Source organism: Actinomycetospora rhizophila (genome assembly GCF_042657905.1).
GTDB lineage: Bacteria > Actinomycetota > Actinomycetes > Mycobacteriales > Pseudonocardiaceae > Actinomycetospora > Actinomycetospora rhizophila.
In genome coordinates, this window is record NZ_JBHSKG010000006.1 from 243,482 (window position 1) to 267,859 (window position 24,378).

25 protein-coding genes are annotated in these 24,378 nt (G+C 74.4%); 7 read left to right on the forward strand and 18 right to left on the reverse strand.

The window, feature by feature from the left end:
* Positions 1–13: 13 nt before the first annotated feature.
* The 10 genes from ACFPK1_RS14195 to ACFPK1_RS14240 all read right to left on the reverse strand — a co-directional run bounded on the left by ACFPK1_RS14195 (position 14) and on the right by ACFPK1_RS14240 (position 9,921).
* On the reverse strand, positions 14–1,036 hold the full coding sequence (locus tag ACFPK1_RS14195) for an SMP-30/gluconolactonase/LRE family protein (protein WP_378021583.1): 1,023 nt from the start codon (positions 1,034–1,036) through the stop codon (positions 14–16).
* Entirely contained in the window at positions 1,036–2,151 is a 1,116-nt protein-coding gene (locus ACFPK1_RS14200; protein ID WP_378021584.1) for an FAD-dependent monooxygenase, read from the reverse strand. The genes ACFPK1_RS14195 and ACFPK1_RS14200 overlap by 1 nt, the downstream gene beginning before the upstream one ends.
* A 113-nt stretch (positions 2,152–2,264) precedes the next feature.
* Positions 2,265–3,188 (reverse strand): LysR family transcriptional regulator, encoded by a 924-nt coding sequence (locus ACFPK1_RS14205; protein WP_378021585.1) that lies wholly within the window; start codon positions 3,186–3,188, stop codon positions 2,265–2,267.
* An 85-nt stretch (positions 3,189–3,273) separates the two neighbouring features.
* Positions 3,274–4,470 carry a cytochrome P450 gene (locus tag ACFPK1_RS14210; RefSeq protein ID WP_378021586.1) on the reverse strand — a complete coding sequence of 399 codons (1,197 nt, stop codon included), beginning with the start codon at positions 4,468–4,470 and terminating at the stop codon, positions 3,274–3,276.
* Positions 4,467–5,495 (reverse strand): VOC family protein, encoded by a 1,029-nt coding sequence (locus ACFPK1_RS14215; RefSeq protein ID WP_378021587.1) that lies wholly within the window; start codon positions 5,493–5,495, stop codon positions 4,467–4,469. Before ACFPK1_RS14215 ends, ACFPK1_RS14210 begins: the two co-directional genes overlap by 4 nt.
* A 717-nt stretch (positions 5,496–6,212) precedes the next feature.
* The gene (locus ACFPK1_RS14220) at positions 6,213–6,488 is read right to left on the reverse strand and encodes a LytR C-terminal domain-containing protein (RefSeq protein ID WP_378021588.1); all 276 of its coding nucleotides are present in this window, start codon (positions 6,486–6,488) and stop codon (positions 6,213–6,215) included.
* A gap of 698 nt (positions 6,489–7,186) precedes the next feature.
* Entirely contained in the window at positions 7,187–7,603 is a 417-nt protein-coding gene (locus tag ACFPK1_RS14225; protein WP_378021589.1) for a pentapeptide repeat-containing protein, read from the reverse strand.
* Positions 7,604–8,006: 403 nt separating this feature from the next.
* Positions 8,007–8,354 carry a phage integrase N-terminal SAM-like domain-containing protein gene (locus ACFPK1_RS14230; protein ID WP_378021590.1) on the reverse strand — a complete coding sequence of 116 codons (348 nt, stop codon included), beginning with the start codon at positions 8,352–8,354 and terminating at the stop codon, positions 8,007–8,009.
* 40 nt (positions 8,355–8,394) lie between these two features.
* Complete coding sequence (gene ligD, locus ACFPK1_RS14235; RefSeq protein WP_378021591.1) at positions 8,395–9,426, reverse strand: non-homologous end-joining DNA ligase; 1,032 nt, start codon at positions 9,424–9,426, stop codon at positions 8,395–8,397.
* 12 nt (positions 9,427–9,438) lie between these two features.
* Positions 9,439–9,921: a MarR family winged helix-turn-helix transcriptional regulator gene (locus ACFPK1_RS14240; protein ID WP_378021592.1), complete on the reverse strand. Its 483-nt coding sequence runs from the start codon at positions 9,919–9,921 to the stop codon at positions 9,439–9,441.
* A 48-nt stretch (positions 9,922–9,969) separates the two neighbouring features.
* Between ACFPK1_RS14240 and ACFPK1_RS14245 the strand changes: the two genes are divergently transcribed.
* From ACFPK1_RS14245 to ACFPK1_RS14260, 4 genes are all read left to right on the forward strand, one after another.
* Positions 9,970–10,317: a hypothetical protein gene (locus tag ACFPK1_RS14245; RefSeq protein ID WP_378021593.1), complete on the forward strand. Its 348-nt coding sequence runs from the start codon at positions 9,970–9,972 to the stop codon at positions 10,315–10,317.
* Between the two features lie 28 nt (positions 10,318–10,345).
* Positions 10,346–10,771 (forward strand): peptide-methionine (R)-S-oxide reductase MsrB, encoded by a 426-nt coding sequence (gene msrB / locus ACFPK1_RS14250; RefSeq protein WP_274278975.1) that lies wholly within the window; start codon positions 10,346–10,348, stop codon positions 10,769–10,771.
* 58 nt (positions 10,772–10,829) lie between these two features.
* Positions 10,830–11,570 (forward strand): class I SAM-dependent methyltransferase, encoded by a 741-nt coding sequence (locus ACFPK1_RS14255; RefSeq protein ID WP_378021594.1) that lies wholly within the window; start codon positions 10,830–10,832, stop codon positions 11,568–11,570.
* A gap of 167 nt (positions 11,571–11,737) precedes the next feature.
* Positions 11,738–12,160, forward strand: coding sequence for a PH domain-containing protein (locus tag ACFPK1_RS14260; RefSeq protein ID WP_133825183.1), 423 nt, complete (start codon positions 11,738–11,740; stop codon positions 12,158–12,160).
* On the opposite strand, the gene ACFPK1_RS14265 is transcribed toward ACFPK1_RS14260, so the two are convergent.
* From ACFPK1_RS14265 to hemE, 5 genes are all read right to left on the reverse strand, one after another.
* Positions 12,150–12,464: a hypothetical protein gene (locus ACFPK1_RS14265; protein ID WP_378021595.1), complete on the reverse strand. Its 315-nt coding sequence runs from the start codon at positions 12,462–12,464 to the stop codon at positions 12,150–12,152. The genes ACFPK1_RS14260 and ACFPK1_RS14265 overlap by 11 nt on opposite strands.
* An 82-nt stretch (positions 12,465–12,546) precedes the next feature.
* Positions 12,547–13,239, reverse strand: a complete 693-nt coding sequence (gene hemQ, locus ACFPK1_RS14270; RefSeq protein ID WP_378021596.1) for a hydrogen peroxide-dependent heme synthase — start codon at positions 13,237–13,239, stop codon at positions 12,547–12,549.
* 17 nt (positions 13,240–13,256) lie between these two features.
* Positions 13,257–14,609: a DUF2252 domain-containing protein gene (locus ACFPK1_RS14275; RefSeq protein ID WP_378021597.1), complete on the reverse strand. Its 1,353-nt coding sequence runs from the start codon at positions 14,607–14,609 to the stop codon at positions 13,257–13,259.
* Positions 14,610–14,628: 19 nt separating this feature from the next.
* A complete protein-coding gene (hemG, locus tag ACFPK1_RS14280; protein ID WP_378021598.1) occupies positions 14,629–16,065 on the reverse strand; it encodes a protoporphyrinogen oxidase in 1,437 nt (478 codons plus the stop codon).
* Positions 16,062–17,126 (reverse strand): uroporphyrinogen decarboxylase, encoded by a 1,065-nt coding sequence (gene hemE, locus ACFPK1_RS14285; RefSeq protein ID WP_378021599.1) that lies wholly within the window; start codon positions 17,124–17,126, stop codon positions 16,062–16,064. Before hemE ends, hemG begins: the two co-directional genes overlap by 4 nt.
* A gap of 96 nt (positions 17,127–17,222) precedes the next feature.
* Between hemE and ACFPK1_RS14290 the strand changes: the two genes are divergently transcribed.
* The 3 genes from ACFPK1_RS14290 (at position 17,223) to ACFPK1_RS14300 (ending at position 20,483) form a co-directional block, all read left to right on the forward strand.
* On the forward strand, positions 17,223–17,828 hold the full coding sequence (locus ACFPK1_RS14290; RefSeq protein ID WP_378021600.1) for a DUF3000 domain-containing protein: 606 nt from the start codon (positions 17,223–17,225) through the stop codon (positions 17,826–17,828).
* 469 nt (positions 17,829–18,297) lie between these two features.
* The gene (locus ACFPK1_RS14295) at positions 18,298–18,993 is read left to right on the forward strand and encodes a response regulator (RefSeq protein WP_116706142.1); all 696 of its coding nucleotides are present in this window, start codon (positions 18,298–18,300) and stop codon (positions 18,991–18,993) included.
* A gap of 203 nt (positions 18,994–19,196) precedes the next feature.
* Positions 19,197–20,483, forward strand: a complete 1,287-nt coding sequence (locus ACFPK1_RS14300; protein WP_378021601.1) for an HRDC domain-containing protein — start codon at positions 19,197–19,199, stop codon at positions 20,481–20,483.
* Here the strand turns inward: ACFPK1_RS14300 and ACFPK1_RS14305 are convergent.
* The 3 genes from ACFPK1_RS14305 to dxs form a co-directional block, all read right to left on the reverse strand.
* Positions 20,471–21,553, reverse strand: a complete 1,083-nt coding sequence (locus ACFPK1_RS14305; protein ID WP_378021647.1) for a sensor histidine kinase — start codon at positions 21,551–21,553, stop codon at positions 20,471–20,473. The two genes, ACFPK1_RS14300 and ACFPK1_RS14305, sit on opposite strands and share 13 nt — an antisense overlap.
* 111 nt (positions 21,554–21,664) lie before the next feature.
* Positions 21,665–22,336: a response regulator transcription factor gene (locus tag ACFPK1_RS14310; RefSeq protein ID WP_378021602.1), complete on the reverse strand. Its 672-nt coding sequence runs from the start codon at positions 22,334–22,336 to the stop codon at positions 21,665–21,667.
* 51 nt (positions 22,337–22,387) lie between these two features.
* On the reverse strand, positions 22,388–24,376 hold the full coding sequence (dxs, locus tag ACFPK1_RS14315; protein ID WP_378021603.1) for a 1-deoxy-D-xylulose-5-phosphate synthase: 1,989 nt from the start codon (positions 24,374–24,376) through the stop codon (positions 22,388–22,390).
* Positions 24,377–24,378: the final 2 nt, after the last annotated feature.

Genomic DNA, 24,378 nt, shown 5'->3' on the forward strand with positions numbered 1-24,378 from the left:
GGCTCCTCGCCGGTCACCAGTGGATCGGGGGCAGGCCGGGCACCGGCGAGGGGAACACCGGCACGGTCGAGCCGCGCAGGCTCCCGAGGTGGACCCGGTCGAGGTCCGGCCCGCCGAAGGTGACGCTGGCGAGCCAGGGGGCGAGGGTGCCGCCGGTGCGCGCCAGCGTCTCGAAGGGGACGGGCCCGCCGGCCGCGAACGCCTCCTCGAAGCGCGCGGTGGCCTCGGGGTCGCCGTCGCAGAAGAGCTCGAGCAGGTCGCCGTCGGGGGTGAGCGCGACCAGGCGGTCCGCGAAGATCATCGTCGCCCAGAGGTTGCCGTAGGCGTCGAAGGTGATGCCGTCGACGAGGCCGGCGCCCAGCGAGCCGGGGCCGAAGACCTCGCGCTCGAGGACCGAGGCGTCGTCGGCGATGCGCATCCGGGTCACGCGCTTGGCGGTGGTCTCGGCGACGTAGAGCCACCGCTCCTCGGCGTCGAAGCGGATCTCGTTGGTGAAGGCGAAGCCGTCGGCGACGACCCGCAGGCCGTGCCCGTCGAGCACGGCGACGTACCCGTCGGCCACGTGCCGCCCGATGGCGTCGCTCCACGGGTCGAGCATCGTCGACACCGTGATCCAGATCCGGCCGCGCCGGTCGCGCAGCACGAAGTTGACCTTGCCGAGGGGGTGGCCGTCGATCGTGTCGTGCAGGGTGCGGACCCGGCCCTCGCGGTCCATCACCTCGAGCGCGTCGGTGCCGAAGTTGGCGACGAGGATGTCGCCGTCCTCGGCGAAGGCCAGGCCGTTGGGCAGCGTGCCCGACAGCAGGCTGCCCGCCATGTCACGTTCCGTGTCGAAGTGCGCGGACGGGCGGGCGGCGACGAGGTCCTGCGTGCCGTCCGGCCGGATCCGGACGACGCCGCCCCGCGCGTCGGCGGTCCACAGGGTGCCGTCGCGCTCGGCGAGGATGCACTCGGGGCGCTGGAGGCCGGCCCCGACGGTCCGGACCGCGGCGGGGTCGAACTCCCAGCCCACCAGCGGGTTCGGGCCGGTCGGCATCAGAACGGCTGGGCGAGCTGCGTGAACGCCTCGCCCATCAGCCCGGCGTGGTCGGCCCCGGGCGTGCCCGGGTGGGTCTCCCACCAGCTGATCTGCGCCGAGGTCTCGACGACGTAGCGGCAGCGCTCGAAGCGGCGGTCCGCGACCTTGCGCAGGGCGTCGTCGAGGTCGCCGGCGGCCTCCAGCTCCTCGCCGAGGGCGACCGCGTCCTCCAGACACATCGCCGCGCCGGACGCGAGGTGCGGCGTCGTAGCGTGTGCGGCGTCGCCCAGCACGAGCACCCGGTCGCGGTGCCACGGTGCCGGCAGGATGAGGTTCTCGAAGTGGGTGTAGTTGATCGGCGTCGTGCCGTCGACCGCGGCGCGGGCGGTCGCGGCGAACCCGCCGAAGGGCGCCAGGCGGGCGCGCACCGCGGCGGCCATGTCCTCGGGGGGCCGCGAGTCCGCGTCGACCGGGAAGAGCACGTACATGTACATGCTCTCCGGGCCGGTCGGGGTGAAGCCGATCGTGGTCTCCTCGCCGCCGACGATCTGGCACTCGGTGGTCAGCGCCGCCGGGCGCGGCAGCACGACGCGGTAGATGCCCTGCCCCAGGAAGCGGATGTCGACCGCGCCGAACACCAGCTCGCGCACGGTCGAGCGCAGCCCGTCCGCGCCCACCACGAGGTCGTAGCGCGCCCCCGCGCCGTCGGCGAACGTCGCCGTCGCCGCGCCGCCGTGGTGCTCGATGCCCGTGAGCGCGCTCCCGGTGCGCACCGTGACCCCGAGGCCGCGGGCGCGGTCGAGCAGGATGCGGTGCAGCTCGGGGCGCATCATCCCCACCATGCCGGGTTGGTCGGTCCCCACCGCCTTCGGCAGCGGGAAGCGGGTGAGGTGGTGCCCCTGCGGGTCGAACAGCTCGAAGTCGTCCATGGCGTAGCCGTGCGCGAGGCACTCGTCGTAGACCCCGAGCCGCTCGAGCGCCCGCAGCGCCGCCCCGATCAGCGTGATGCCGCTGCCGAGCGCGTGGACCTCGGCCTCGCGCTCGACGAGCTCCACGTCGACGCCGCGGGAGGCGAGCGCGCCGGCCGTGGCCAGCCCGCCGATCCCGGCGCCGACGACCAGTGCCCTCGTCATGGTGCAACCTCCTCCGCAGGTGCCGACGACGTTAGGGGCGTGGCGCGGGCGCCGGTTAGCGACGCGTGTCGATGCGAGTCATCGACGGCGTCGATGCTCTGGAAGCACTTGCGTCAGCGGTCCATGGCCGCCGCGGCCCGCCGGACCCGCTCGCGCAGCCAGCGGTGGGCGGGGTCGGCGTCGGTGCGCGGCGACCAGAACATCGCCTCGGTCATCGGCGGGAGGTCGAAGGGCGGGTCGAGCACGCGGATCGGCAGGTGGGGCACGAAGGCGGCCGCGAGGCGCTCGTGCAGCAGCGCCACCAGGCGCGTCCCCGGCAGCATCAGCGGCTGGATGACGAAGCTCTGGGTGGACACGTCGATGTGCCGGTCGATGCCGAGGCGCCGCAGCCGCAGGTCGCTGATGGTCAGGCCGGGGGTGCCGTCGTAGGCGAGGTACGGGAGCGTGCGGAACTGCTCCTCGGTGATGTGGTCGCCGATCTCCGGGTGGTCGCGGTCGACGGCGACCACGAACCGCTCGGTGAACAGGGGCGCCGAGCGGGCGTCGGAGCCCCGGCTCGCGAGCTCGGTGGGCAGCACGAGCAGGTCGAACTCCGAGCGCCCGAGCCGCTCGATCGCGTCGGTCGCGGCCGGGCGGACGTTGAGGCGCAGGTTCGGCGCCTCGGTCTCCAGCTCGACCAGCAGCGGCCGGAGCAGGACGAGGAGCACGTAGTCGCTGGCCATCACCGTGAAGGTGCGCCGTGCCGTGTGCGGGTCGAACTCGCGCGTCGCGCGCACCGTCGACTCGATCGTGTCCAGGGCGTCGCGGATGGGCGCGATGAGCTCGAGCGCGGTCGGCGTCGGGCGCAGTGTGCGCCCCTCGCGCACCAGCAGCGGATCGTCGAAGAACCTCCGCATGCGCGCCAGCGACGCGCTCATGGCCGGCTGGCCCACCGAGAGCCGCTCGGCCGCCCGCGTCACGTTGCACTCGGTGATCAGGGCGTCGAAGGCGACGAGCAGGTTGAGGTCCAGCTGCTGGAGCAGGGAGTCGCGGTCCATCGGTCGGCACCACCTCCGGGCGGGAGCCGATGCTAGCGGGTGGGCGGCCCGATCATCGATGCCATCGATCAGCGGGCCCGAAAGGTCAGCGGGCCCGGACGGTCAGCGGGAGCCGGTCGAACCCGCGCAGCATCCGGTTCGCCTTGCGCGCGGGCGACCCGGCGAGCCCGATGCCCGACGCGCTCGTGACGAGCTCGCCGAGGACCACCCGCCCGATCAGCCGGGCCACCGGCGCACCGAGGCAGAAGTGCACGCCGCGCCCGAAGGACACGTGGTCGTTGGGCTCCCGGTCGACGAGGAAGAGGTCCGGGTCCGCGAACCGGCGGGGATCCCGGTTGGCGCTGCCGAAGGCCACCATGACGCGGGCCCCGGCCGGGACGGCGACGCCGGCGACGGTGGTGTCGGTGGTGGTCACCCGGAAGAAGCCGGGCTGCACGGGCGCCTCGAAGCGCAGCGACTCCTCGACGGCCGCGGGCACCAGCTCGGGCCGCTCGACCAGGCGCGCCCACTGCTCGGGGTGCGTCGCGAGGGCGTGCGCGAGGTTGCCGAGCATGTTGACCGTCGTGTCCATCGCGGCGACGAGGATCCCGCCGAGCAGGGAGACGACCTCGGACTGCCCGAGCTCGCCGCGCCCGCCGGCCTGCACGATCCGGTCGGCCCACCCGTCGGGGGCATATTCCCCGTCGGCCGCGATCCGGGCGACGAGACCGAACAGCCCGCCGGTGGCCTCGCCGAGGGTCGCGGACTCGCCGCCCGCCGGGCACCCCATGGAGTCGAAGATCGTCGCCGCCCACCGGCAGTACTCCTCGCGGTGGCGGTCGGGGTAGCCCATCAGCTCGGCCATCACCGTCGTCGGCACCGGCTGGGCGACCTGCGCGACCCAGTCGACCCCGCCCTCGGCCAGGGCCGGCCCGAGCGCGTCGCGGACCAGCTCCCGCACCCGCGGCTCGAGGGCGGCGATGGCCTTCGGCGTGAAGTCCCGGGCGACCGCGCGGCGCACCCGCGTGTGCTCGGGCGGGTCGGTCGAGAGGATCACCCCGCCCTCCTCGGGCGTGCCGACCGGTTCGAGCCCGGCGCCCTGGGCCGACGAGAACGTCTCCCAGTCGCGCAGCACGGCGGTGACGTCGTCGTACCGGGAGACGAGCCAGACGCCGTAGCGGTCGAGGTGGGCGCAGGGGGCCTCGTCCCGCAGGGCGGCGAAGGCCGGGTACGGATCGTCACGCTGGCCCGGCGCGAAGGGGTCGAAGGTGGACCAGTCCGTGCGGCCCGACGTCGTCGTCACCGCGGCACCTCCGGCGTGCGCGCGGCCCACGGGTTCGTCAGGTCCTCGGCCAGCTGCGGCGCCACCCCGTCCTCGGTGCCCGCCCGCCCGTCCGCGGAGGGGAAGGCCTCCATCATCGAGTCGGGCATGTGCCAGTTGCGGTAGAAGTCGTTCGACCCCTGAGAGGGCCGCCACGTCCGGGCCCGCCAGTCCGGCACGTAGTTGCGGTAGCCGCCGGAGTTGAGCTCGACGCGCAGCCCGCTGGGTTCGCGGAAGTACAGGAAGTGCTGTTCCCCGATGCCGTGCACCGACGGCCCGTACTCGATCGGCGTGCCGTTCTCGATGAGCAGGTCCGCGGTGCGGACGAGATCCTCGGGGTGGTCGGCCCAGAACGCGACGTGGTGCACCCGGCCCGCGGTCGGGGACGTGTCGATCACGATGCCGAGGTCGTGGGACTTCTCGTTGGTGGTGAGGACCGAGAACACCGTCACGGGGGCGTCTTCGAGGTCGGTGAAGGCCATGACCCGGAAGCCCAGGACGTCGGCGTACCACTGCGCGAAGCCGCGCACGTCGGACGCCGCGATCGTGACGTGGTCGAGGAAGCGTGGGGCGGCGCCGTGGCTGCTGCGACGCTCCGGCCGGTCCGGGTAGGTGGACGCGTAGCCCTCCTCAGCCACGAACGGCGGCAGGTCCCAGACCAGGCTCATCCGGTGCCCGAAGGGTCCGACGAACGTGAAGGTCCGGCCCTGGGCGGGCAGGTCGTCGCGCCACTCCCCCGTCACGCCCGCCGCCTCCACGCGCCCGACGAGCTCCTCGAGCGCGTCGGGCCCCTCCGTGCGCCACGTCATCGCGGCGAGCCCCGCGTCCGGCCCCGGGGCCACGACCAGGCTGTGGCGCTGGTGGTCGCCCCAGCAGCGCAGGTAGACCTTCCCGTCGGCCCGGTCGATCACCCGCAGCCCGAAGCGCTCCACGTAGAAGGCGACCGAGGACGCGACGTCCGGGGTGGTGATCTCGAGAGAGACCAGGTGACTGAGCAACCGGGGCATGCCGTGTCCTCCCGTGCGTGCGTGCGCGGCCCGGCGCGGTGCCGGCCGGGTCGTCCGCGGAGAACGCTAGGTCGCCGTTCAGATCACCGGAAGGAATTGCTGTCGATGTGTGCCATCAGCGTTGTCGATGAATTGTCAGCGGCTGGGCTGCACCCGCTTGGGCTCGCCGGGCATCTTGGGGGTGCCTCCCTCGTGTGAGCGCTGTGGTCACCGCAGTTTGACCAGGTACCGACGGAGCGCTGCGGCGGAAGTTGTCGGGCGAGTTGTCGATCAGTAAGCCCATCAGCCGCCGCCGGCAGGACGGACCCCGAGCCGCCGGGCGGCGGGCAGCACGCCCCGCACCCCCGCTCACCCGCCCGTCGAGGGCCAGCTCGCCGAGCAGTACCACCCCGCGCAGCGACGCCACCGGCACCGCCCGCGCGGCCGCGAGCAGGCCAGCGCGAGGTCAATGCTCCGGGTGTTCCTGTACTGAGCTGGCACCCCAGACGATGATCATCGCTCCGAGCAGCGAGGCATGGCATGCAGTCGGGCCGAGATGACCACCGAGCCTCCGACAACGAGCCGGTGAAGGGGGGCGCAACGTCCGGCAAGATCAACGGGATGGCGGAGGGGACCTCGATGCGCCCCGCGGCCCGATTGAGGGTTGGCCGGCGATGGGGGCCGCGACGGCGTTTCATGCCCGGGAGGTGATCCAAGGGTCAACGACCAGCGAGCGTGCTAATTCACGTTCGGCCTCAGTTCTCCCCTGGTCATGACGATCACGCCGGGCGAGGCGTTCTGGATACCCTCGAATCGCGGCAGCGCGCGCACCCCGAGCTGCGCCGCGAGCGCCCTGGCGGCGCCCTCCTCCTGGGTACCGGGGCGGAAATAGACAGCGCTCTCGGGGACGTCGACGGCGTTGTAGTTGCTGACCACTGGGACGTTCCAGCCCCGCTGGCGCAGCTCGTCGGCCGCGCGGTCTGCCAGACCGGGGATCGTCGAGTTGTTGTACACGCGGGCGATGCACGGTGGCGGCGCTGACGGAGGCGCAAGTACCGATTCGACAACATCCCTCTCCACAGATGTGCCCTCCGCAGCCTTCTGTAGTTGCGGACGCGTGACTCCCGCCTGCAACAGCCCCTGAAGGAACGCACTTTCCGTCTCCGGCGTCGATTGGTCCGGGTTGTACCGCGCCTGCGTGTTCAGGGCGGGGCGCTCATCGCTCCACTCCAGGCCTGGCGGGTACTGAGCACCTACCGAGCGCACTAACGCGTTAACGCGTTGTGGACTCCCGGGACCGCCGGCGTCGGCCCACCCCGGCTGCTCCATGGGGTCGTAGTAGAAGACTGGCCGCGCTCCGCAGGGCACGGGAGGCGTGACGGGCTGGCCATCGGAGGTGAGGCCCGTCAGGAATTCCTTTATGCCACCGGGGTTCATCCTCAAATCGGTCCGGCCGGGCAGGCACGCCACCACCCCGCGCGTGTCGACCCAGCCGCCCCAGCCCGTCCTCTTGGAGGTCTGGTCAGGTCCGGGACAAGTGGTCTCCTCGCGACCACTCCGAACATCGGCAAAGAGGAAGAGCTGGACGGCCCCCTGCACACACTCTGCTCCCCCACCGCAATCGTTGAGGATCCTTCGTATCGTGAGGTCAGGCGAGTCAGTCCCGGCGCTCGTGTTTTCGAAGGTCGCACGAAATACCGGGGGGGAGAACCTCAGCCCGCCTCCACCGGGGCCGACACCTGTGCCGCCGCCGCCCGGACCTCCCGTCCCACCGGGATCGCCCGCGCCGGGGGCGACCGCGGCGGCCGGACCGCCCACACCCAGGGCAACTGCGCCCGGGGCAACCGCGCCCGGGGCAACCGCGCCCGGGCCAACCGCGCCCGGGGCAACCGCGCCCGGGGCAACCGCGCCCGGGCCAACCGCGCCCGGGCCAACCGCGCCCGGGCCAACCGCGCCCGGGGCACCGCCTGGCGCGATCGACCCGCCCGCCAGCGGCCCGCCGGCCGGAGGGGTGCCCGGCGCACCACCGGGCACACCACCGGGCACCCCACTGGGCACACCACCGGGCACACCAGTGCCCTCGGGGACGGGTTCGGGGCCGGGCGGCAGGGCGCCCGGGTTGCCGGCACCGGGCGGAACTGCGCCGGGCTGAACGGTTCCTGGCGACGGGCCGGGTACCGGGCCGGTCGAGGAGGTCAAGCCGGGCGTCGTCCCGGGCGAGCTGGACGGTGTCGCACTGGGGGGCACCGGGCCCCCGCCGCCGCCGACCGCAATCAAGACCGCGACGGCGGCGACCCCGGTGGCGACGGCGAGAACGATGCCCGCAGTCCGCAGGCGCGAAGGGGCGGGTTTCCCGGGTCCTGTCATTCTCCTGCTCCCCCTGACGACGGGCCTCGACCTCGCGTTCACTCGATCGTGTGTCGAGACTGGGGCATGAGAGCACTAGTGGGACTCCGGATCGAGACGACGCGCCGCGCGCGCACGCTGTCGCGCTCGATCAGACGCGTGGACGCTCGCGGAGTGAGCGGGCGCTCAATGCCGGCACCCGGTGATGGTGAAGAGGTGGCCTCGTGGACCCGGAACGGCCTGCACAACGCCATCGACAACCCGAACGTGATCTACGACCAGGGGGACCAACGACGACGAACCGCCCACCGCATCACCATCTCGATGAGCGAGGCTCGCCAGCCAGTTGCGAATGCGGTCGCGCGTCAGCGCCTCGACGGTCGGTGCGTCGCCCTGCTCCCGACACCACCGAGCGAAGAACCGCACAGTCTGCAGGTAGGTGGCCGCGGTGCGATCCGACTTCCCCTCGGCCCGGAAGTGCCGCCAGAAGGACGCTGCGAGGGCGTCGACATCATCGGACACCGGGCCGGTCATCGGGTGGGCTAGCGCTATGGTCGGGCCACCCGATCATCTGTCAGGCCTCTTTCCCGCTGGTCAGAGGGTTCGCGCGCGACGGCTGCACGCGCTTGGGCTCGCCGGGCATCTTGGGGTACTCGGGCGGATAGGGCAGGTCGCCGAGGTCGTGGTCGCGCTGGTCGCGCTCCACCCACTCCAGAGCGGTCTCGAGGCTGCCCGGGTCGTCGTGCAGGCCCGCGAGCGCGTCGCCGTGCTCGGCCAGCACGCCCGCGGCGGTGAGGACGTCGAAGTCGTCGGGGTCGACGTCGGGGAGGTCCTCCCAGCGCAGCGGCATCGACACCGTCGCGCGCGGGGTGCCGCGCACCGACCACGCCGAGGCGATGGTGCGGTCGCGGGCGGCCTGGTTGTAGTCGAGGAAGACGCGCTCGCCGCGCTCCTCCTTCCACCAGTCCACGGTGGCCTCCGACGGGATGCGCCGGCAGACCTCGCGGGCCAGCGCGATCACCGCGCGGCGGACCCCGACGAAGTCCCACTCGGGGCGCACGGGCACCAGCACGTGGATGCCGCGCCCGCCCGAGGTCTTCGGGCGCCCGTGCAGGCCGGCGTCGGCGAGGACCTCGCGCAGCACCCCGGCGACGCGCACGGCGTCGGCGAAGTCGGTGCCCGGCTGCGGGTCGAGGTCGATGCGCAGCTCGTCGGGCTGGTCGACCTGCCCGCGGCGCACCGGCCAGGGGTGGAAGTCGAAGGTGCCGAGGTTCGCCGCCCACGGGAGCACGGCGGTGCGGGTCGGGCAGATCTCCGTCGCGGGGCGGCCACTGGGGAAGCGCACCTCGACGGTGTCGACCCACTCGGGGGCGCCCTTGGGCACGCGCTTCTGGTAGAAGAACTCGCCGGTCACCCCGTCGACGAACCTCTTGAGGTGCGTCGGGCGCTCGTACAGCACGGCGAGCAGCGGCTCGCGGACCGCCACGTAGTGCTCGACGACCTGCCGCTTGGTGATCCCGCGGTCCGGGAAGTAGACCTTGTCGGGATTGCTGACGCGCACGGTCAGACCGTCGACGTCGATCTCCTCCGCCGGGGACTTCGCCACGGCGGCAATCTACTAGTCCTCGCCGGTGACGCCGGTCTCGTCGGCGGTGCGCAGCCGGTCGGCCAGCGCCTGGAGCTCGCCGCGCAGCCGGTCGATCTCGCCGTCGACCATGCCCGTCTCGGCCGCCACGCGGCGCTGGATCGCCAGCACGGGGTCGCGCAGCGCGTCGCCCTCGGGGGTGCAGGTGACCTCGACCGTGCGCTCGTCCTCGGGGCGGCGGCGCCGCACGACGCGGCCGCGCTCCTCGAGGCGCTGCAGCAGCGGCGAGAGGGTGCCGCTGTCGAGGTGCAGCTCGCGGCACAACCGGCCCATGGTGGTGGGGCCGTTCTCCCACAGGACCAGCAGGACGACGTACTGGCTGTACGTCAGCCCGAGGGGGGCGAGCCCGCGGCGGAACGACGCCGCGATCGCGCGCGAGGCGTCGTGCAGCGCGAAGCACAGCTGTGCGTCGAGCTTCGTGGGCGCCGCGGAAGTCGCCGGGGTCTCCGTGCTCATGGCACCAGGGTAGGCCCGACGGGAAGTGGTGCGGGTTACCGTGGGGTGATGAGTGCGTCGAAAGGCCCAGGTGGGGGCGTTTCCGGGACATCCGGGTCGGGAGCCGACGAGCCCCCGGGCCCGCCCGGGCGCTTCGCCGACGACCTCGTCGGCCTGGATCCGGACGATCCCGAGGCCCGCGCCTTCGCCGCCCACCTCGACCGGATGGAGCACGTCGGACCGGCCGCGTTCACCGTGGAGGGGCAGCTGGCCGGGGTCCGCGACTTCGCCGACTCCGCCAATCGTGCGGACGGCCCCCGTCGCCTCGCGGCGATCGTCCTCGTGGCGCTCGTGCTCCTCGGCACCGGTTTCGTGATCTTCGAGGTGCTCGAGGTGGTCTTCGGCACGGCCCTCTAGGACGTGCGCGCCGTATTAGCCTGGATGCATGAGCAGTGACGCCTCGATCGGCACCCCGAAGGTCAGCAAGTCCGACGCGGAGTGGCGCGAGCAGCTCACGCCCGAGGAGTACCAGGTGCTGCGCCGGGCCGGGACCGAGCGCCCGTTCACCGGCGAGTACGACGAGGTCTTCACCGAGGGCGTGTACTCCTGCCGTGCCTGCGGCGCCGAGCTCTTCCGTTCCGAGACCAAGTTCGCCTCGCACTGCGGGTGGCCGTCGTTCTACGCGCCGTCCGCCGACGACAACGTGATCCTGCGCGAGGACAGCTCGATGGGCATGACCCGCGTCGAGGTCCTGTGCGCGACCTGCCACTCGCACCTGGGCCACGTGTTCAGCGGCGAGGGCTACGGCACGCCCACCGACCAGCGCTACTGCATGAACTCGGTGAGCCTGCGCCTCGAGCCGACCGCCTGAGGCGCCCGCCCGACGGGGGTGTGGCCGCGGCCCGGGCGATCGTTACGGTGACCGGCCGATGACTGCCGCGCTCACGTCCCGCGACCGTCCCCGCCGGATGCTGCGGGCCCTCGCCCGCCACCTCGCCCCGGTCCAGCCCCGCCGGCTGCTCGTGGCCGCCGGCCGGCGGCTCTCGCCCCGCCGGCTGACGGGGCTGCGCACCGCGCTCGGCGCCCTCGAGCAGGGCAGCTGGATGGGGGGCCTGGAGGCGCACGTCCCCAACCGCGGCGACCGGTTCGCGGTGTTCGGCGAGATCGTCGAGCGGCTGGGCTCGCCGCGCCCGCTGTACCTCGAGTTCGGCGTGCACGAGGGCCGGACGCTGCGCTGGTGGAGCGAGCACCTCACCGCGCCCGGCGCCCGCATGATCGGCTTCGACAGCTTCGACGGCCTGCCCGGCGACTGGCACGCCGACGCCCCGGCCGGCAGCTTCGCCACCGGGCGCGTCCCGCGGATCGACGACCCGCGGGTCGAGATCGTGCCCGGGTGGTTCTCCGACACGCTGCCCGGCCGGGAGCTGCCGCCGCACGACGAGCTGGTGGTCAACGTCGACTGCGACCTCTACTCGAGCACGCGCGAGGTCCTCGACTGGCTCGAGGACCACCTGCGGCCCGGCACGCTCGTCTACTTCGACGACCTCTTCGACCACGACGCCGAGCTGCGCGCGGTCTGGGAGTGGGTCGACGCGCACCCGGAGACGGTGCGCCCGCTGTCGATGGCACGCTGGGGTCAGCACCTGCTCCTGGAGTACCGCCGCCCCTGAACTGGTCCGAACGGAGCAGCCAACGGGTCCGCAGCGAGGTTTTCGGCGCCGGCACCGGTGTCCGACGCCACCGACGGCGGGCACGGACCGGCAGGATCACTACCGTCGGGAGACGGCCACCCCGCCTCGCGCCCGAGCCACCGCGTGCAGAGAGGACGAAGCCGTCGATGGGCCACCCGCTCCGACCCGGTAACGCACAGGACCACCACCCGCGCCGCCCGCACCCGCTCTCCGCCCGTCTGCCGCGCTTCGACGAGACGGTCCAGTACGACGTCATCCGCGACTGCCTCATGCCCGAGGAGCAGATCGACGGCGTCTACTCCAGCGAGAGCGCCGGGATCGCGCTGTGCGGCATCACCAACCGCCGCGTCATCCTGCTCGACACCGCCTTCCCCGGCGGCCGCGCCGCGCTGATCACGGCGCCCTACAGCCGCATCACGACGGTCTCGTACGTCTCGTCGGAGGACGAGCCGATCTTCTCCCGCACCGTGGCCATCCAGGTCGGGCGGACGTTCTACGAGGTGACCTGCCGCGGCGAGGAGCAGGCCGCGGAGATCCACGACCTCATCACCTGGCACCTCATCGACTGAGGGCGAGCATCCCACCGGCCGGGGCCATCAGCTCCTCGACCCCGCACGCGGCGATGCCGCGCTCGCGCGCGACGCGCACGACGAGGTCGGTCAGGTAGGGCCAGGTGCACACCACGGCGTCGACGTCGCGCCCCACGAGCTCGCCCACCCGGGCGGCCACCCGGGTGGCGATGTCGGGGCCGGGGCGCAGGAGGGTGCGGTCGACCAGGTGGACATCGACGACACCCGGCGCGTGCTCGGCCAGGAGGCGGCGCGCCTCACGGACGTGCTCGGCCGCCACGTGCAGGAAGCCGACGGTCGCCACACACGGAATATGTCATGTCGCGTTGCGTGAGGCGAGAACTTGATCGATGTACGGCTCGTCCGGTACGCCGGACGGTGGGGCGTTACGGCAGAGAGGTGACGAGCTGCTCCGGTGAGACGCGCGGGCCCGTGAAGAACGGGACCTCCTCGCGCACGTGGCGCCGCGCCTCGGTCGCCCGCAGGTCGCGCATGAGGTCGACGATCCGGTCGAGCTGGTCGGACTCGAAGGCGAGGATCCACTCGTAGTCGCCGAGCGCGAAGGCGGGGACGGTGTTGGCGCGCACGTCGGCGTAGCCACGGGCGGCCTTGCCGTGGTCGGCGAGCATGGTGCGCCGCTCCTCGTCGGGGAGCAGGTACCAGTCCAGCGAGCGCACGAACGGGTAGAGGCACAGGTAGCCCTTGGGCTCCTCCCCCGCGACGAACGCCGGCAGGTGGCTCTTGTTGAACTCCGCGGGCCGGTGCAGCGCCGTCGACGACCACACCGGCGTCGACGCGCGCCCGAGCGCGGTGCGCCGCAGCGCGGTGTAGGTGGCCTGCAGCGACTCGATGTCCGGGGCGTGGGTCCAGACCATCCAGTCGGCGTCGGCGCGCATGCCCGCGAGGTCGTAGAGCCCGCGCACGGCGACGCCCTTGCCCTCGGCCTGCTCGACCACGCCGGCGACCTCCTCGCCGAGGGCCGCGCGGTCCTCGGGCAGCCGCGCCGGGTCGGTGCGGAACACCGACCACATGGCGTAGCGGATCGTCGAGTTCAGCTCGTCGTAGTTCAGCCTGGCCACGCCGTCCATCGTGCCATCTACAGGGACTCCTCCGTGCTGGAGACGCCCGGCACGCGGTCGGCGCGGAACGCCTCGACGAAGCGGCGGTGGTCGTCGCGCACCACGGCCGCGTAGGCCCGCCCGAACGCGACGAGGTCGTCGACGAACGCGTCCTCCCGGTCGCCCACCACGGCGAGGACCGCGTCCTCGACCTGCGCGGTGACCAGGCCCAGCTCGGCGTCCGCGTCGGAGACGCAGTGCGCCCGCGCGGTCGCCCGTCCCAGGTGCTGCAGGACGTCGCGCAGCTCGCGGGGCTCGGTGAGGTCGTCCCAGTCGAGGTCGTTCTCGTAGGGCGAGAGCTCGCTGACGGCGTAGCCCACGCCGCGCATCTCGGTCCAGCCCAGCAGCCGGTCGGCGTGGGCCTGCAGCGCCCGGCGCGACAGGGCGGTGCGGTGCCCGTGGTGCTCGAACGAGGCCGCGATCTCGGGGTCGTCGACGACGCGGCTCGGCGCGGCGCGGACCGCCTGCTTCATCGACAGGACGATGTCGTTGTCGAGCGCCTCGTTCGGCCCCTCGATGAGCACGTTGTAGGCGGGCAGGCCCGCGCTACCGATGCCGAAGCCGCTGCGCCCGACGACGTCGTGCACGGCGTAGGCCGGCGCGGGCCAGCGCTTGGCGGGCGGGATCGTGTCGAGGTAGGCCTCGTAGGCGGCGACGACCTCGGCGCGCTCGTCGTCGTCGAGGCGGCGCACCCCGGGACCGGCGCGGAACACCCGGTCCTCGCCCTCGATCTCGGTGAGCCCGTCGAGCAGGGCCCGGCGGCTGCTCTCCCGCGAGCGCTGCAGGGCCTGGCGGATCGGGCCGTCGGTGTTGCGGCGGGTGAGCGCGAACTCGTGCTCGCCCGACCCGCCGGAGAACGAGCGCACCGCCTCGAGGTAGGCCCGCAGGTAGGCGGCGTTCAGCGCGTCGATGTCGGCGTCGGAGAACGCCTTCGACCAGCCCAGCAGGGCGACGCTCGCGACCAGCCGGCGCAGGTCCCACGTCCACGGGGCGACGTAGGCCTCGTCGAAGTCGTTGACGTCGAACACGAGCACGCCGTCGCCGTCGAGGTAGGTGCCGAAGTTCTCGGCGTGCAGGTCACCCTGGATCCACACGCGCCGCGTGCGCTCGTCGACCCACGGGTCGTCGAGGCGGGCGACGTCGGCGTAGTAGAGCGCCGCGCTGCCCCGGTAGAACGCGAACGGCTCGGCGGCCATCTTGCGGAACTTGTTCCGGAACGCCGCGGGCGCCTCGGTCATCAGGTCGGCGAACGCCTGGGCGAGCGTGTCGACGACGACGCGGGTGCGCTCCTCGTCGTCGTGCGCCCCGAGGTGGGCGGCGAGATCGGTCATGGGCGCAGTGTGCCCCGGGTCACGACCGCGGCCGCGACCCCGCCGCCAGGTGGTCGGCGACGCGCCGGGCGGCGGCGTCGGCGGTGGCCAGGCACGCCGGGACGCCGACCCCGTGCAGCGTGGCCCCGGCGACCGCGAGCCCGGGCAGGGCGGCCACCCCGTCCTCGAGGGCGGCGACGCGGTCGAGGTGCCCGACGCCGTACTGGGGCAGCCCGCCGGGCCAGCGCACGACCGCGCTCTCGACGGGCACCTCCTCGATGCCGGTGAGCGCGGCGAGGTCGCTGCGGGCGGCGCTGACGAGGTCGTCGTCGTCGCGGCGCAGGGCGGCGAGCGAGGCCGCGTCGCCGTGGCGCCCGATCGACAGGCGGAGGACCGCGGTGTCGTCGGGGTCGTCACCGGCTGCGAGGTGGGGCCACTTCTCGGAGCTGAACGTGGCCGCCTTGATCGTCCAGGGCAGGCCGTCGGGGCGCCGCTCCCCCGCGCCGACGAGCACCCCGGAGCGCCCGGCCAGCGGCGCCGCGGCGGCGGCGGGCAGGGCGAGGACCACGAGCGCGGTGGACGCGAGCTCGATCTCGCCGGCGGCGCGCGCGGCGTCCGGGGCGTGGTCGGCGAGCAGGCGGCGCAGCCCCGGTGCGGGCACGGCGAGCACGACGGCGTCGGCGTCCACGGGGCCGTCGTCGGTGATCGTCGCGCGCCAGCCCGTCGGCGTGCGCTCCAGGCCCGTCACGGTCCGGCCCAGGCGCAGGTCCGCGCGGGCGGCGAGCGCGAGGGTCGCGGGCAGGTCGGCGAGGCCCCCGCGCAGGGTGCCGAACACCGGGACCGGCGGCGCGCCCTCCGCCGGCGGGGCGGGCAGGCAGGAGCGGGCGGCGGCGAGCAGCGAGCGCGGGTCGGCGTCGAGCGCGGCGGCCAGCGCGGGCACGGTGGCGCGCAGGCCCAGCCCGTCGGCGTGCCCGGCGTAGACGCCGCCGAGCAGGGGGTCGACGAGCCGGTCGGCGACCTCGTCGCCCAGCCGCTGCCGCACCAGCGCGCCCACCGCGACGTCCCCGCCGGGCTCCCACGCGCCGGGGCGGTCCTCGCGCAGCGCGGCGAGCCCGGCGGGCGAGAGCGCGTCGGCGGCGACGTCGGGGTCGCCGGGCACGCCCATGACCGTGCGCGGGGGCAGGGCGACCCGGCGCCCGCCGACCTGCAGCGACGACGCGGCGCGGCCGGGGTGCACGAGCTGGTCGCCCAGGCCGAGCTCGGCGATGCGCTGCGCGGCCTCGGGGCGGCGCGCCAGGAACGCCTCGGCGCCGACGTCGACCCGGCGCCCGCCGATCTCGAGGGCGGCGAGCTTGCCGCCGAGCGCGCGGGCGGACTCGACGACGACGAGGTCGGCGTCCGGCCCGAGCAGCGTGCGCAGGCGGTGGGCCGCGGCGAGCCCGGACACCCCGCCGCCGACGACGAGGACGCGGGTCACGGACCGGCGTGGACCAGGTCGACGACCCGCGCCAGCGCGTCGGGGTCGGTCTCGGGCAGGACGCCGTGCCCGAGGTTGAAGACGTGCCCCTCGGCGGCCGCACCCTCGGCGAGGATGCGCCGGACCTCGCGCTCGACGACGTCGGGACCGGCGAAGAGCAGCGCGGGGTCGAGGTTGCCCTGCAGGGCCGTGCCGGGCGGGACGCGGCGGGCGGCGACGTCGAGCGGCACCCGCCAGTCGACCCCGACGACGTCGGCACCCGCCTCGCCCATCGCGCCCAGGAGCTCGCCGGTGCCGACCCCGAAGTGGATGCGCGGCACGCCGGCGTCGGCGAGGCCCGCCAGCACCCGCGCCGAGTGCGGCATGACCAGCTCGCGGTAGTCGCGCTCGGACAGCGCCCCGGCCCAGGAGTCGAAGAGCTGCACGGCGTCCACCCCGGCGGCGATCTGCGCGCGCAGGAAGGTCAGCGTGGTGTCGGCGAGCGCGGAGCACAGCGCGTGCCAGGTGTCGGGCTCGGCGTGCATCAGCGCCTTGGTGCGCTCGTGGTTGCGGCTGGGGCCGCCCTCGACGAGGTACGAGGCGAGCGTGAACGGGGCGCCGGCGAACCCGATGAGCGGGGTGTCGCCGAGCTCGCGGACCAGCAGGCGCACCGCCTCGGCGACCGGGGCGACCCCGTCGGCGTCGAGCGCGGGCAGCGCGGCCACGTCGGCGGCCGAGCGCACCGGGTGCTCCACGACCGGCCCGGTGCCGGCGACGATGTCGACCCCGACGCCGGCGGCCCGCAGCGGCACGACGATGTCGGAGAAGAGGATCGCCGCGTCGACGCCGTAGCGCCGCACCGGCTGGAGCGTGATCTCGCAGGCGAGCTCCGGGGTCAGGCAGGCCTCGAGCATCCCGGTGTCCCGGCGCACCTCGCGGTACTCGGGCAGCGAGCGCCCGGCCTGGCGCATGAACCACACGGGGTGGCGCGACGGCCGCTCGCCGCGCGCCGCGGCCAGGAAGGGCGACCCCGAGAGGTCGCGACGGTGCTGATCGGTGCCCACGACCCCTGCCCTGCTCATGATGGGTCCATCCTCCCACGGGACGCGGGGACGGGAGCGGGGAGCACTCGGCGTGGGAGGTACACGTCGGAACCCGTTCGGCCTACTGTCATCGAGGTGACGGCGCCCACCACCCACCCCGAGACGTTCCGGCGCGCGGTGGACTCCCTCGCCGAGCTGGAGACGCGCGCGGAGATCGAGCTCCGCACGATGCGCCCGCCGCAGCGCCTGGCGCCGTACTCGGCGGCGTGGAGCGCCGAGGTGCTGGCGACCCCCCTGCCGCCGGGCACGGGCGAGGTCGACGACGCCGAGGTCGTGGTGACGGGCCGTCTGGTGCTCCTGCACGACCCGGAGGGCCAGGACGCCTGGGACGGCACGCTGCGCGTGGTGTCGTTCGTGCGCGCCGAGCTCGACCCCGAGCACGCGGGCGACCCGATGCTGCCCGAGGTGGCGTGGTCGTGGCTCACGGGCGCGCTCGACGACTCCGGCGCGGCGTGGACCGCGCTGGGCGGCACGGTGACCCAGACCGCCTCGGTGCGCTTCGGCGACATCAGCGGACCGACCCACGCGACCGACCTCGAGCTGCGCGCGTCCTGGACACCGACCGAAGAGATCTTGACAGCGCACGGTGACGCGTTCGCGGGTGTGCTGGCCATCGCCGCCGGACTTCCGCCCGAGGGCGTCACGACGCTCGGCGCCCGGCGCGCGGGCCGTTCCGGCTGACACATTCTCCCGGTACCACCGGTATCGATGTCGGAATTTTTTTCGCACTTCCGCAGGTCCTGATGCGCCCTCGCGCGGGCTCGCAGGGATGCACAGGGTGACGACCGATCAGCCCGGTGTCGCTGCGTCCGTCACGCCTACCGGTTGGGGCGTTGGTTGCAGCCGCCCTGGGACGGTCGGCGCCACCCGGCACTCTGTGTAGTCGCAGTTACACCGAGTGTTACTGCGAGACGATTTCGTGGAGTCTGTCCACTCCAAAGGGTGACCGCGACCGCGTAACGCGCGAAACTCCACCGAGCGAAGTTGGCCCTGATGCTCTCGTTAACTCGCCCGGGGGGATATCTTCTCTCGCACGCACTTCCTCGTCCGATCGGCGGCGCGGTCGATGGTTCGGGGGCCCGGTGCGTGAATGTCGGGGGGCAAGACCGACTTCTAGGAGGTACTCGACGTGGCAACCGTGGGCCCAGGCATGGCCCTTCGCGGCGTCGCGAGCGGACTGCTGCCGCCGGCCATGGTCCCGCATCCGCGGGAAGAGATGTTCACCGTGCTGGTGGTCGACGACCACCCGCTGCTGCGCGAGGCGATCGCACAGCGGCTCTCCTCGATGGGCGCGGGCACCGTCCACGAGGCGGCCTCGATCTCCGAGGCCCGCACGCGGGCACTGGCCTCCGGGCCGTGTGATCTCGCGATCCTCGACCTCGGACTGCCGGACGGCAGCGGCCTGGACCTGATCGCGGAGCTCCGCGCCCAGGGCTGGAACCGCGTCGTCGTGCTGGCGGCCTCCGACGACCCGTCGGCGGTCCGTGCGGCCTTCCAGGCGGGCGCCCAGGCCTACCTGCTCAAGTCGGCGTCGCCCGGTGTCGTCACCGACGGCGTGCGCCGGGTCCTCGAGGGCGGCCTGTACGCCGACCCGTCCGTCGCTCCCCTGCTCGCGGCGGGCACCCGCGTGCCGGCGACCGACAACACCCCGCGGGAGCTCTCGGCCCGCGAGGTCGAGGTGCTCCAGCTGGTCGCCGACGGCCGCTCCAACAAGGAGATCGGTGACGCGCTGAGCCTCTCGGCGCTGACGGTGAAGAGTCACCTCTCGCGGATCGGGCGCAAGCTCGGCACGGGCGACCGTGCGCAGATGGTCGCGCTGGCCATGCGGGCCGGCGTCATCCGCTGAGCGGGAGGGCACGCAGGTCGACCACCGCCGCTGCGGGGCGGTCGGCCTGGGTCCTGCGGTCCACGGACCCCGCCGGTGACGCCGGCGGGGTCCGTGACCCGACCTCGATCCGCACGCCCGGGGACCCCGGGGACGGCGACACGCCCACGCGTTCCGCCGTATCTCCCGCGGAGACGGGCGACGCGCGGCAGACTGCGTCCTTCGTGACGGCAGACACGGACCCCGCGCAGAGCGGGCAGGACGACCCGCCGGGCGACGAGACCGTCGTCGACCTGCTCGAGCCGGCCGAAGGTGTGCCCCCACTCGTCGCGGACCGTGCCGCGCTCTCGGACGCCGCCGCTGCGCTGGCCTCGGGTCACGGCCCGGTCGCGGTCGACGCCGAGCGGGCGTCGGGGTACCGCTACTCCGCCCGCGCCTATCTGGTGCAGCTGCGCCGCGACGGCGCCGGCAGCTTCCTCGTCGACCCCATCGCCTGCGGCGGCGACCTCTCCGTGCTCGGCGAGGCCCTGCGCGGCGTCGAGTGGGTGCTGCACGCCGCGTCCCAGGACCTGGCCTGCCTCGCCGAGGTCGGCATGCGGCCGGACTCCCTGTTCGACACCGAGCTCGCCGGGCGCCTCGTCGGCTACCCGCGTGTCGGGCTCGGCCCGCTCACCGAGCACCTGCTGGGCGTGCGGCTGCAGAAGGGCCACGGCGCCGCCGACTGGTCGCGCCGCCCCCTGCCCGACGACTGGCTGACCTACGCCGCCCTCGACGTCGAGCTGCTCGTCGAGCTCCGCGACGCGGTGGCCGCCGACCTCGAGCGCCAGCACAAGACGGCCTGGGCGCAGCAGGAGTTCGAGGCCGTGCGCCTCGCCCCTCCCCCGCTGCCGCGCGCCGAGCCCTGGCGCCGCACCTCCGGGGTGCACAAGGTCCGCCGGCCCGGCGCGCTCGCGGTGGTGCGCGAGCTCTGGGAGTCGCGCGACGAGCTCGCCGCCGCCCGCGACGTCGCCCCCGGCCGGCTCCTGCCCGACGCGGCGATCGTCGACGCCGCGCTGCGCGAGCCCGCGCGCCGCGACGAGCTCGTCGCCATGCCCGTGTTCCGGGGCCGCGCGCAGCGCCGCCTCGCCGACCGCTGGTGGTCGGCGATCGAGCGGGCCCGCGCGCTGCCGCGCTCGGGGTGGCCGGCCAGCGCCCCGCCGCCCGACGGCCCGCCGCCCGCGCACCGCTGGGGCGACAAGGACCCCGCGGCGGCCGCGCGCCTCGCCGCGGCGCGCGCCGCCCTGGCCGGGCTCTCGGAGCGCACCGGCACGCCGGTGGAGAACCTCGTGACCCCCGACCTCGTGCGCCGCCTGTGCTGGGCGCCCCCGGAGCAGGCCGACGCCGAGGGCGTCGCGGCGGCGCTGGCCGAGCTCGGCGCCCGCCCGTGGCAGGCCGAGCTGGCCGCGCCCCTGCTCGCGGAGGCGCTGCAGACCCCGGTCCCGGAGCCGGAGCCGGACCCTCAGGAGTCCTGAGACGGCAGCAGCACGCTGACCGCCAGGCCGCCGCCCTCCACGGGCTCGGCCTGTGCCCGGCCCCCGTGCGCCTGGGCCACGGCCCGCACGATCGACAGGCCCAGCCCGGTGCCGCTGCCGGTGCGCCCGGCGCCGCGGCGGAAGGGCTCGAAGAGCTCGGCGACCATCGCGGGCGCGACCACGGGCCCCGACGAGGCCACCGCGAGCACCGCGTGCCCGTCCTCGACGCCGGTGCGCACCGCGAGCCAGCCGCCCTCGACGTTGTGGCGCACGGCGTTCTCGAGCAAGTTGCCGGCCACGCGCCCCAGCAGGGCGGCATCGCCGGCGACCGCGGCGGGCGCGAGGTCGGTGCGCACGGTCAGGCCGCGGTCGCGGGCCTCGGCGCGGACGGCGTCGAGCGCGCCGGGCACGGTCTCGGCGAGGTCGACCGGGTCGGCGGCCACGGTCTCGGCGGCCTCGGTGCGGGCGAGCAGCAGCAGCCCGGCGACGAGGTCCTCGGCGCGGCGGGTGGCGTCGCGGATCACCTCGCCCATGCGGCGCAGCTCGGTGACGTCGGCGTCGGGGTCGGCGAGGGTCACGTCGACCTCGGTGCGCAGGACCGCCAGCGGCGTGCGCAGCTCGTGGCTGGCGTTGGCCACGAAGCGGCGCTGGGCGTCGAACGCCGCCTGCAGCCGGTCGAGCATGGCGTCGAAGGTGGCGGCGAGCTCGGCGACCTCGTCACGGGGGCCGGTGACCCCGATGCGGGCGTCGAGGGACTCCGCCGACAGGCGCCGCGCGGTGGCCGTGACGTCGTGCAGCGGGCGCAGGACCCGGCGCACCAGCACCCAGGACACGATCGCCGCCGCCACGACGACCATCGCGAACGCCACCGAGCCGAGGCGCAGCACCTCGACGCGCGCCGACTTCGTGAGCGCGTCCGCCAGCTGCCCGGCGGGGACGCTCACCCCGTCGACGATCACCGGCGTGTCGGGCGGGAGCTGCGGGACGCCGGCGGCGACCTCGCCGACCAGGACCCAGCCGAGCCACACGAGCAGCACCGCCACCAGGGCGACGAGCCCGGTGGCGAGCATCGTCAGCCGGACGCGCAGCCCGGGGCCACGGCGCAGGGCTGACGATCCAGCCGATCCGGCGGTCACGCCGGTGACGCTACGGGGCGGGCCGCAGCACCTGGTGAAGGCCGGCTAGACGACCGCAGGAGTCCCCGCGGGCACCCGGTAGCCCGAGCCCACGACGGTGTCGATGATGCCGGGCTCGCCGAGCTTCTTGCGCAGCGTCATGACCGTGACCCGCACGGTGGTGGTGAACGGGTCGGCGTTCTCGTCCCAGACCCGCTCGAGCAGCTCCTCGGAGCTGACGACGGCGCCGCCGGCGGCCATGAGCACCTCGAGCACCCCGAACTCCTTGCGGGTCAGCTCGAGCACCGTGTCGCGGCGGGTGACCGTGCGCTTCGCCGGGTCGAGCACGACGTCGGCGGAGCGCAGCACCGGCGGCACGGCGGGGGTGGCCCGCCGGCCGAGGGCGCGCACGCGGGCGACGAGCTCGGGGAAGTCGAAGGGCTTGGGCAGGTAGTCGTCCGCGCCGAGCGCGAGGCCCTCGACCTTGTCGCGCAGCGTGCCGCTCGCCGTGAGCATGATGACGCGGGTGACCCCGCCGACGATCTCGGCGCACAGGTCGTCGCCCGAGCGCCCGGGCAGGTCGCGGTCGAGCACGACGACGTCGTAGCGCGTGACGCCGACCTTCTCGCTGCCCTCGTCGCCGTCGTACGCGACGTCGACGGCCATCCCCTCGCGCCGGAGCCCACGCGCCAGGGCGTCGGCCAGGGCCTGCTCGTCCTCCACGATCAGTACTCGCACGTCTCCACGGTGCCACAGCTCACCTGAGCAGTGGCTGAGAAGAACCCCAGGTCAGCGTGCGAGATCCGCGTCCGGGACGGTGAGCGCCTCGCGTCCCGAGACCCACTCGGTGACGCGGCGGGCGACGTCGGCGTCGGTGAGCCCGGCCGCGGCGAGCACCTGGCCGCGCGAGGCGTGCGCGAGGAACTCCTGGTCGAGCCCGAGGCGCCGCACCGGCACGTCGACGCCGGCGGCCGAGAGCACCTCGGACAGCGCCGAGCCCACGCCGCCGTGGCGCCCGCCGTCCTCGACGGTGACCACGAGGCGGTGCTCGCCGGCGAGGGTCGCCAGCGCCTCGGGCACCGGCTGCACCCAGCGCGGGTCGACCACGGTGACGCCGATCCCCTGGGCGGTGAGGCGCTCCGCGGCCTGCACCCCGAGCTCGCCGAACCCGCCGACGCAGACCAGCAGCACGTCCGGGACCTCCGGCAGCGCGGCCTCGCCGAGGCGCTCGACGGCGGTGGGGCGCGGGGCGGCGCGCGAGGGACGCTGGGGCTCGGCGAGCACGTCGACGCGCCCCGGCCCGCTCGCCGGCCCGAGGGTGCGGATCGCGGGCACCGAGGCGGGGACCGCGCCCTTCGACCAGCGCAGCGCCGTGGGGCCGTCGCCGATGGCCACGGCCTCGCGCAGCTCCTCGCGCAGCGTCACCGCGTCGCGCGGCGCCGCCACCCGCAGGCCCGGCACGATCCCGAGGATCGACAGGTCCCACATGCCGTTGTGGCTCGCGCCGTCGCTGCCGGTGACCCCGGCGCGGTCGAGCGCGATCGTCACCGGCGCGCGGTGCAGCGCCACGTCCATGAGCAGCTGGTCGAACGCGCGGTTGAGGAACGTCGAGTAGATCGCGACGACGGGGTGCAGCCCGCCCGCGGCGAGCCCGGCCGCCGAGGTCATGGCGTGCTGCTCGGCGATACCGACGTCGAAGAGCCGCTCGGGGTAGGCCGCGCCGAACGCCGAGAGCCCCGTCGGGCCCGGCATCGCCGCGGTGATCGCCACGATGTCGGAGCGCTCCCGGCCGAGCTCGAGCATCGACTCGGTGAAGACCGTCGTCCAGTCACGCGCGCTCGGGCCCACGGGCAGGCCGGTCTGCGGGTCGAGCACGCCGGTGGAGTGCATGAGGTCGGCCTCGTCGGCCTCGGCGGGGGCGAACCCGCGGCCCTTGGCGGTGACCGCGTGCACGACGACCGGCCCCCCGAAGTCGCGGGCCACCGCCAGGGCGTGCTCCAGGGCCCCGACGTCGTGGCCGTCGACGGGGCCGAGGTACTTCAGCCCGAGGTCGGCGAACAGCGGCTGCGGGCTCAGCGCGTCCTTGACGCCGGCCTTCGCCGCGTGCAGCGCCGAGTACAGCGTCGAGCCGACGACGGGCACCCGCTGCACCGCGCGCTTGCCGTGCTCGAGCACCTGCTCGTAGCGCGGGAGCAGGCGCAGCGAGGTCAGCTTGCGCGACAGCCCGCCGATCGTCGGCGAGTAGGAGCGCCCGTTGTCGTTGACGACGATGACGACCGGCCGGTCCGGCGCGGCGGCGATGTTGTTGAGCGCCTCCCAGCACATGCCGCCGGTGAGCGCGCCGTCGCCGACGACCGCCACGACCGCGCGGTCGCGCCCGGTGAGCGCGTCGGCCTTGGCCAGGCCGTCCGCCCACGACAGCGCGGTCGAGGCGTGGGAGTTCTCGACGAGGTCGTGCTCGCTCTCGGCGCGGCTGGGGTAGCCCGAGAGCCCCCCGCCCTGGCGCAGCCCGTCGAAGTCGCCGGAGCGCCCGGTGAGGATCTTGTGGACGTAGCTCTGGTGGCCCGTGTCGAAGATCAGCGCGTCACGCGGGGAGTCGAACACCCGGTGCAGCGCCAGCGTCAGCTCGACCACACCCAGGTTGGGTCCCAGGTGCCCGCCCGTGCGGCACACCTTCTCCACCAGGAACGCACGGATCTCCGCGGCGAGGGCCACGACCTCGTCCGCGTCGAGACCCCGCAGGTCCGCGGGGGTGCGGACACGGTCGAGCAACGTCACGG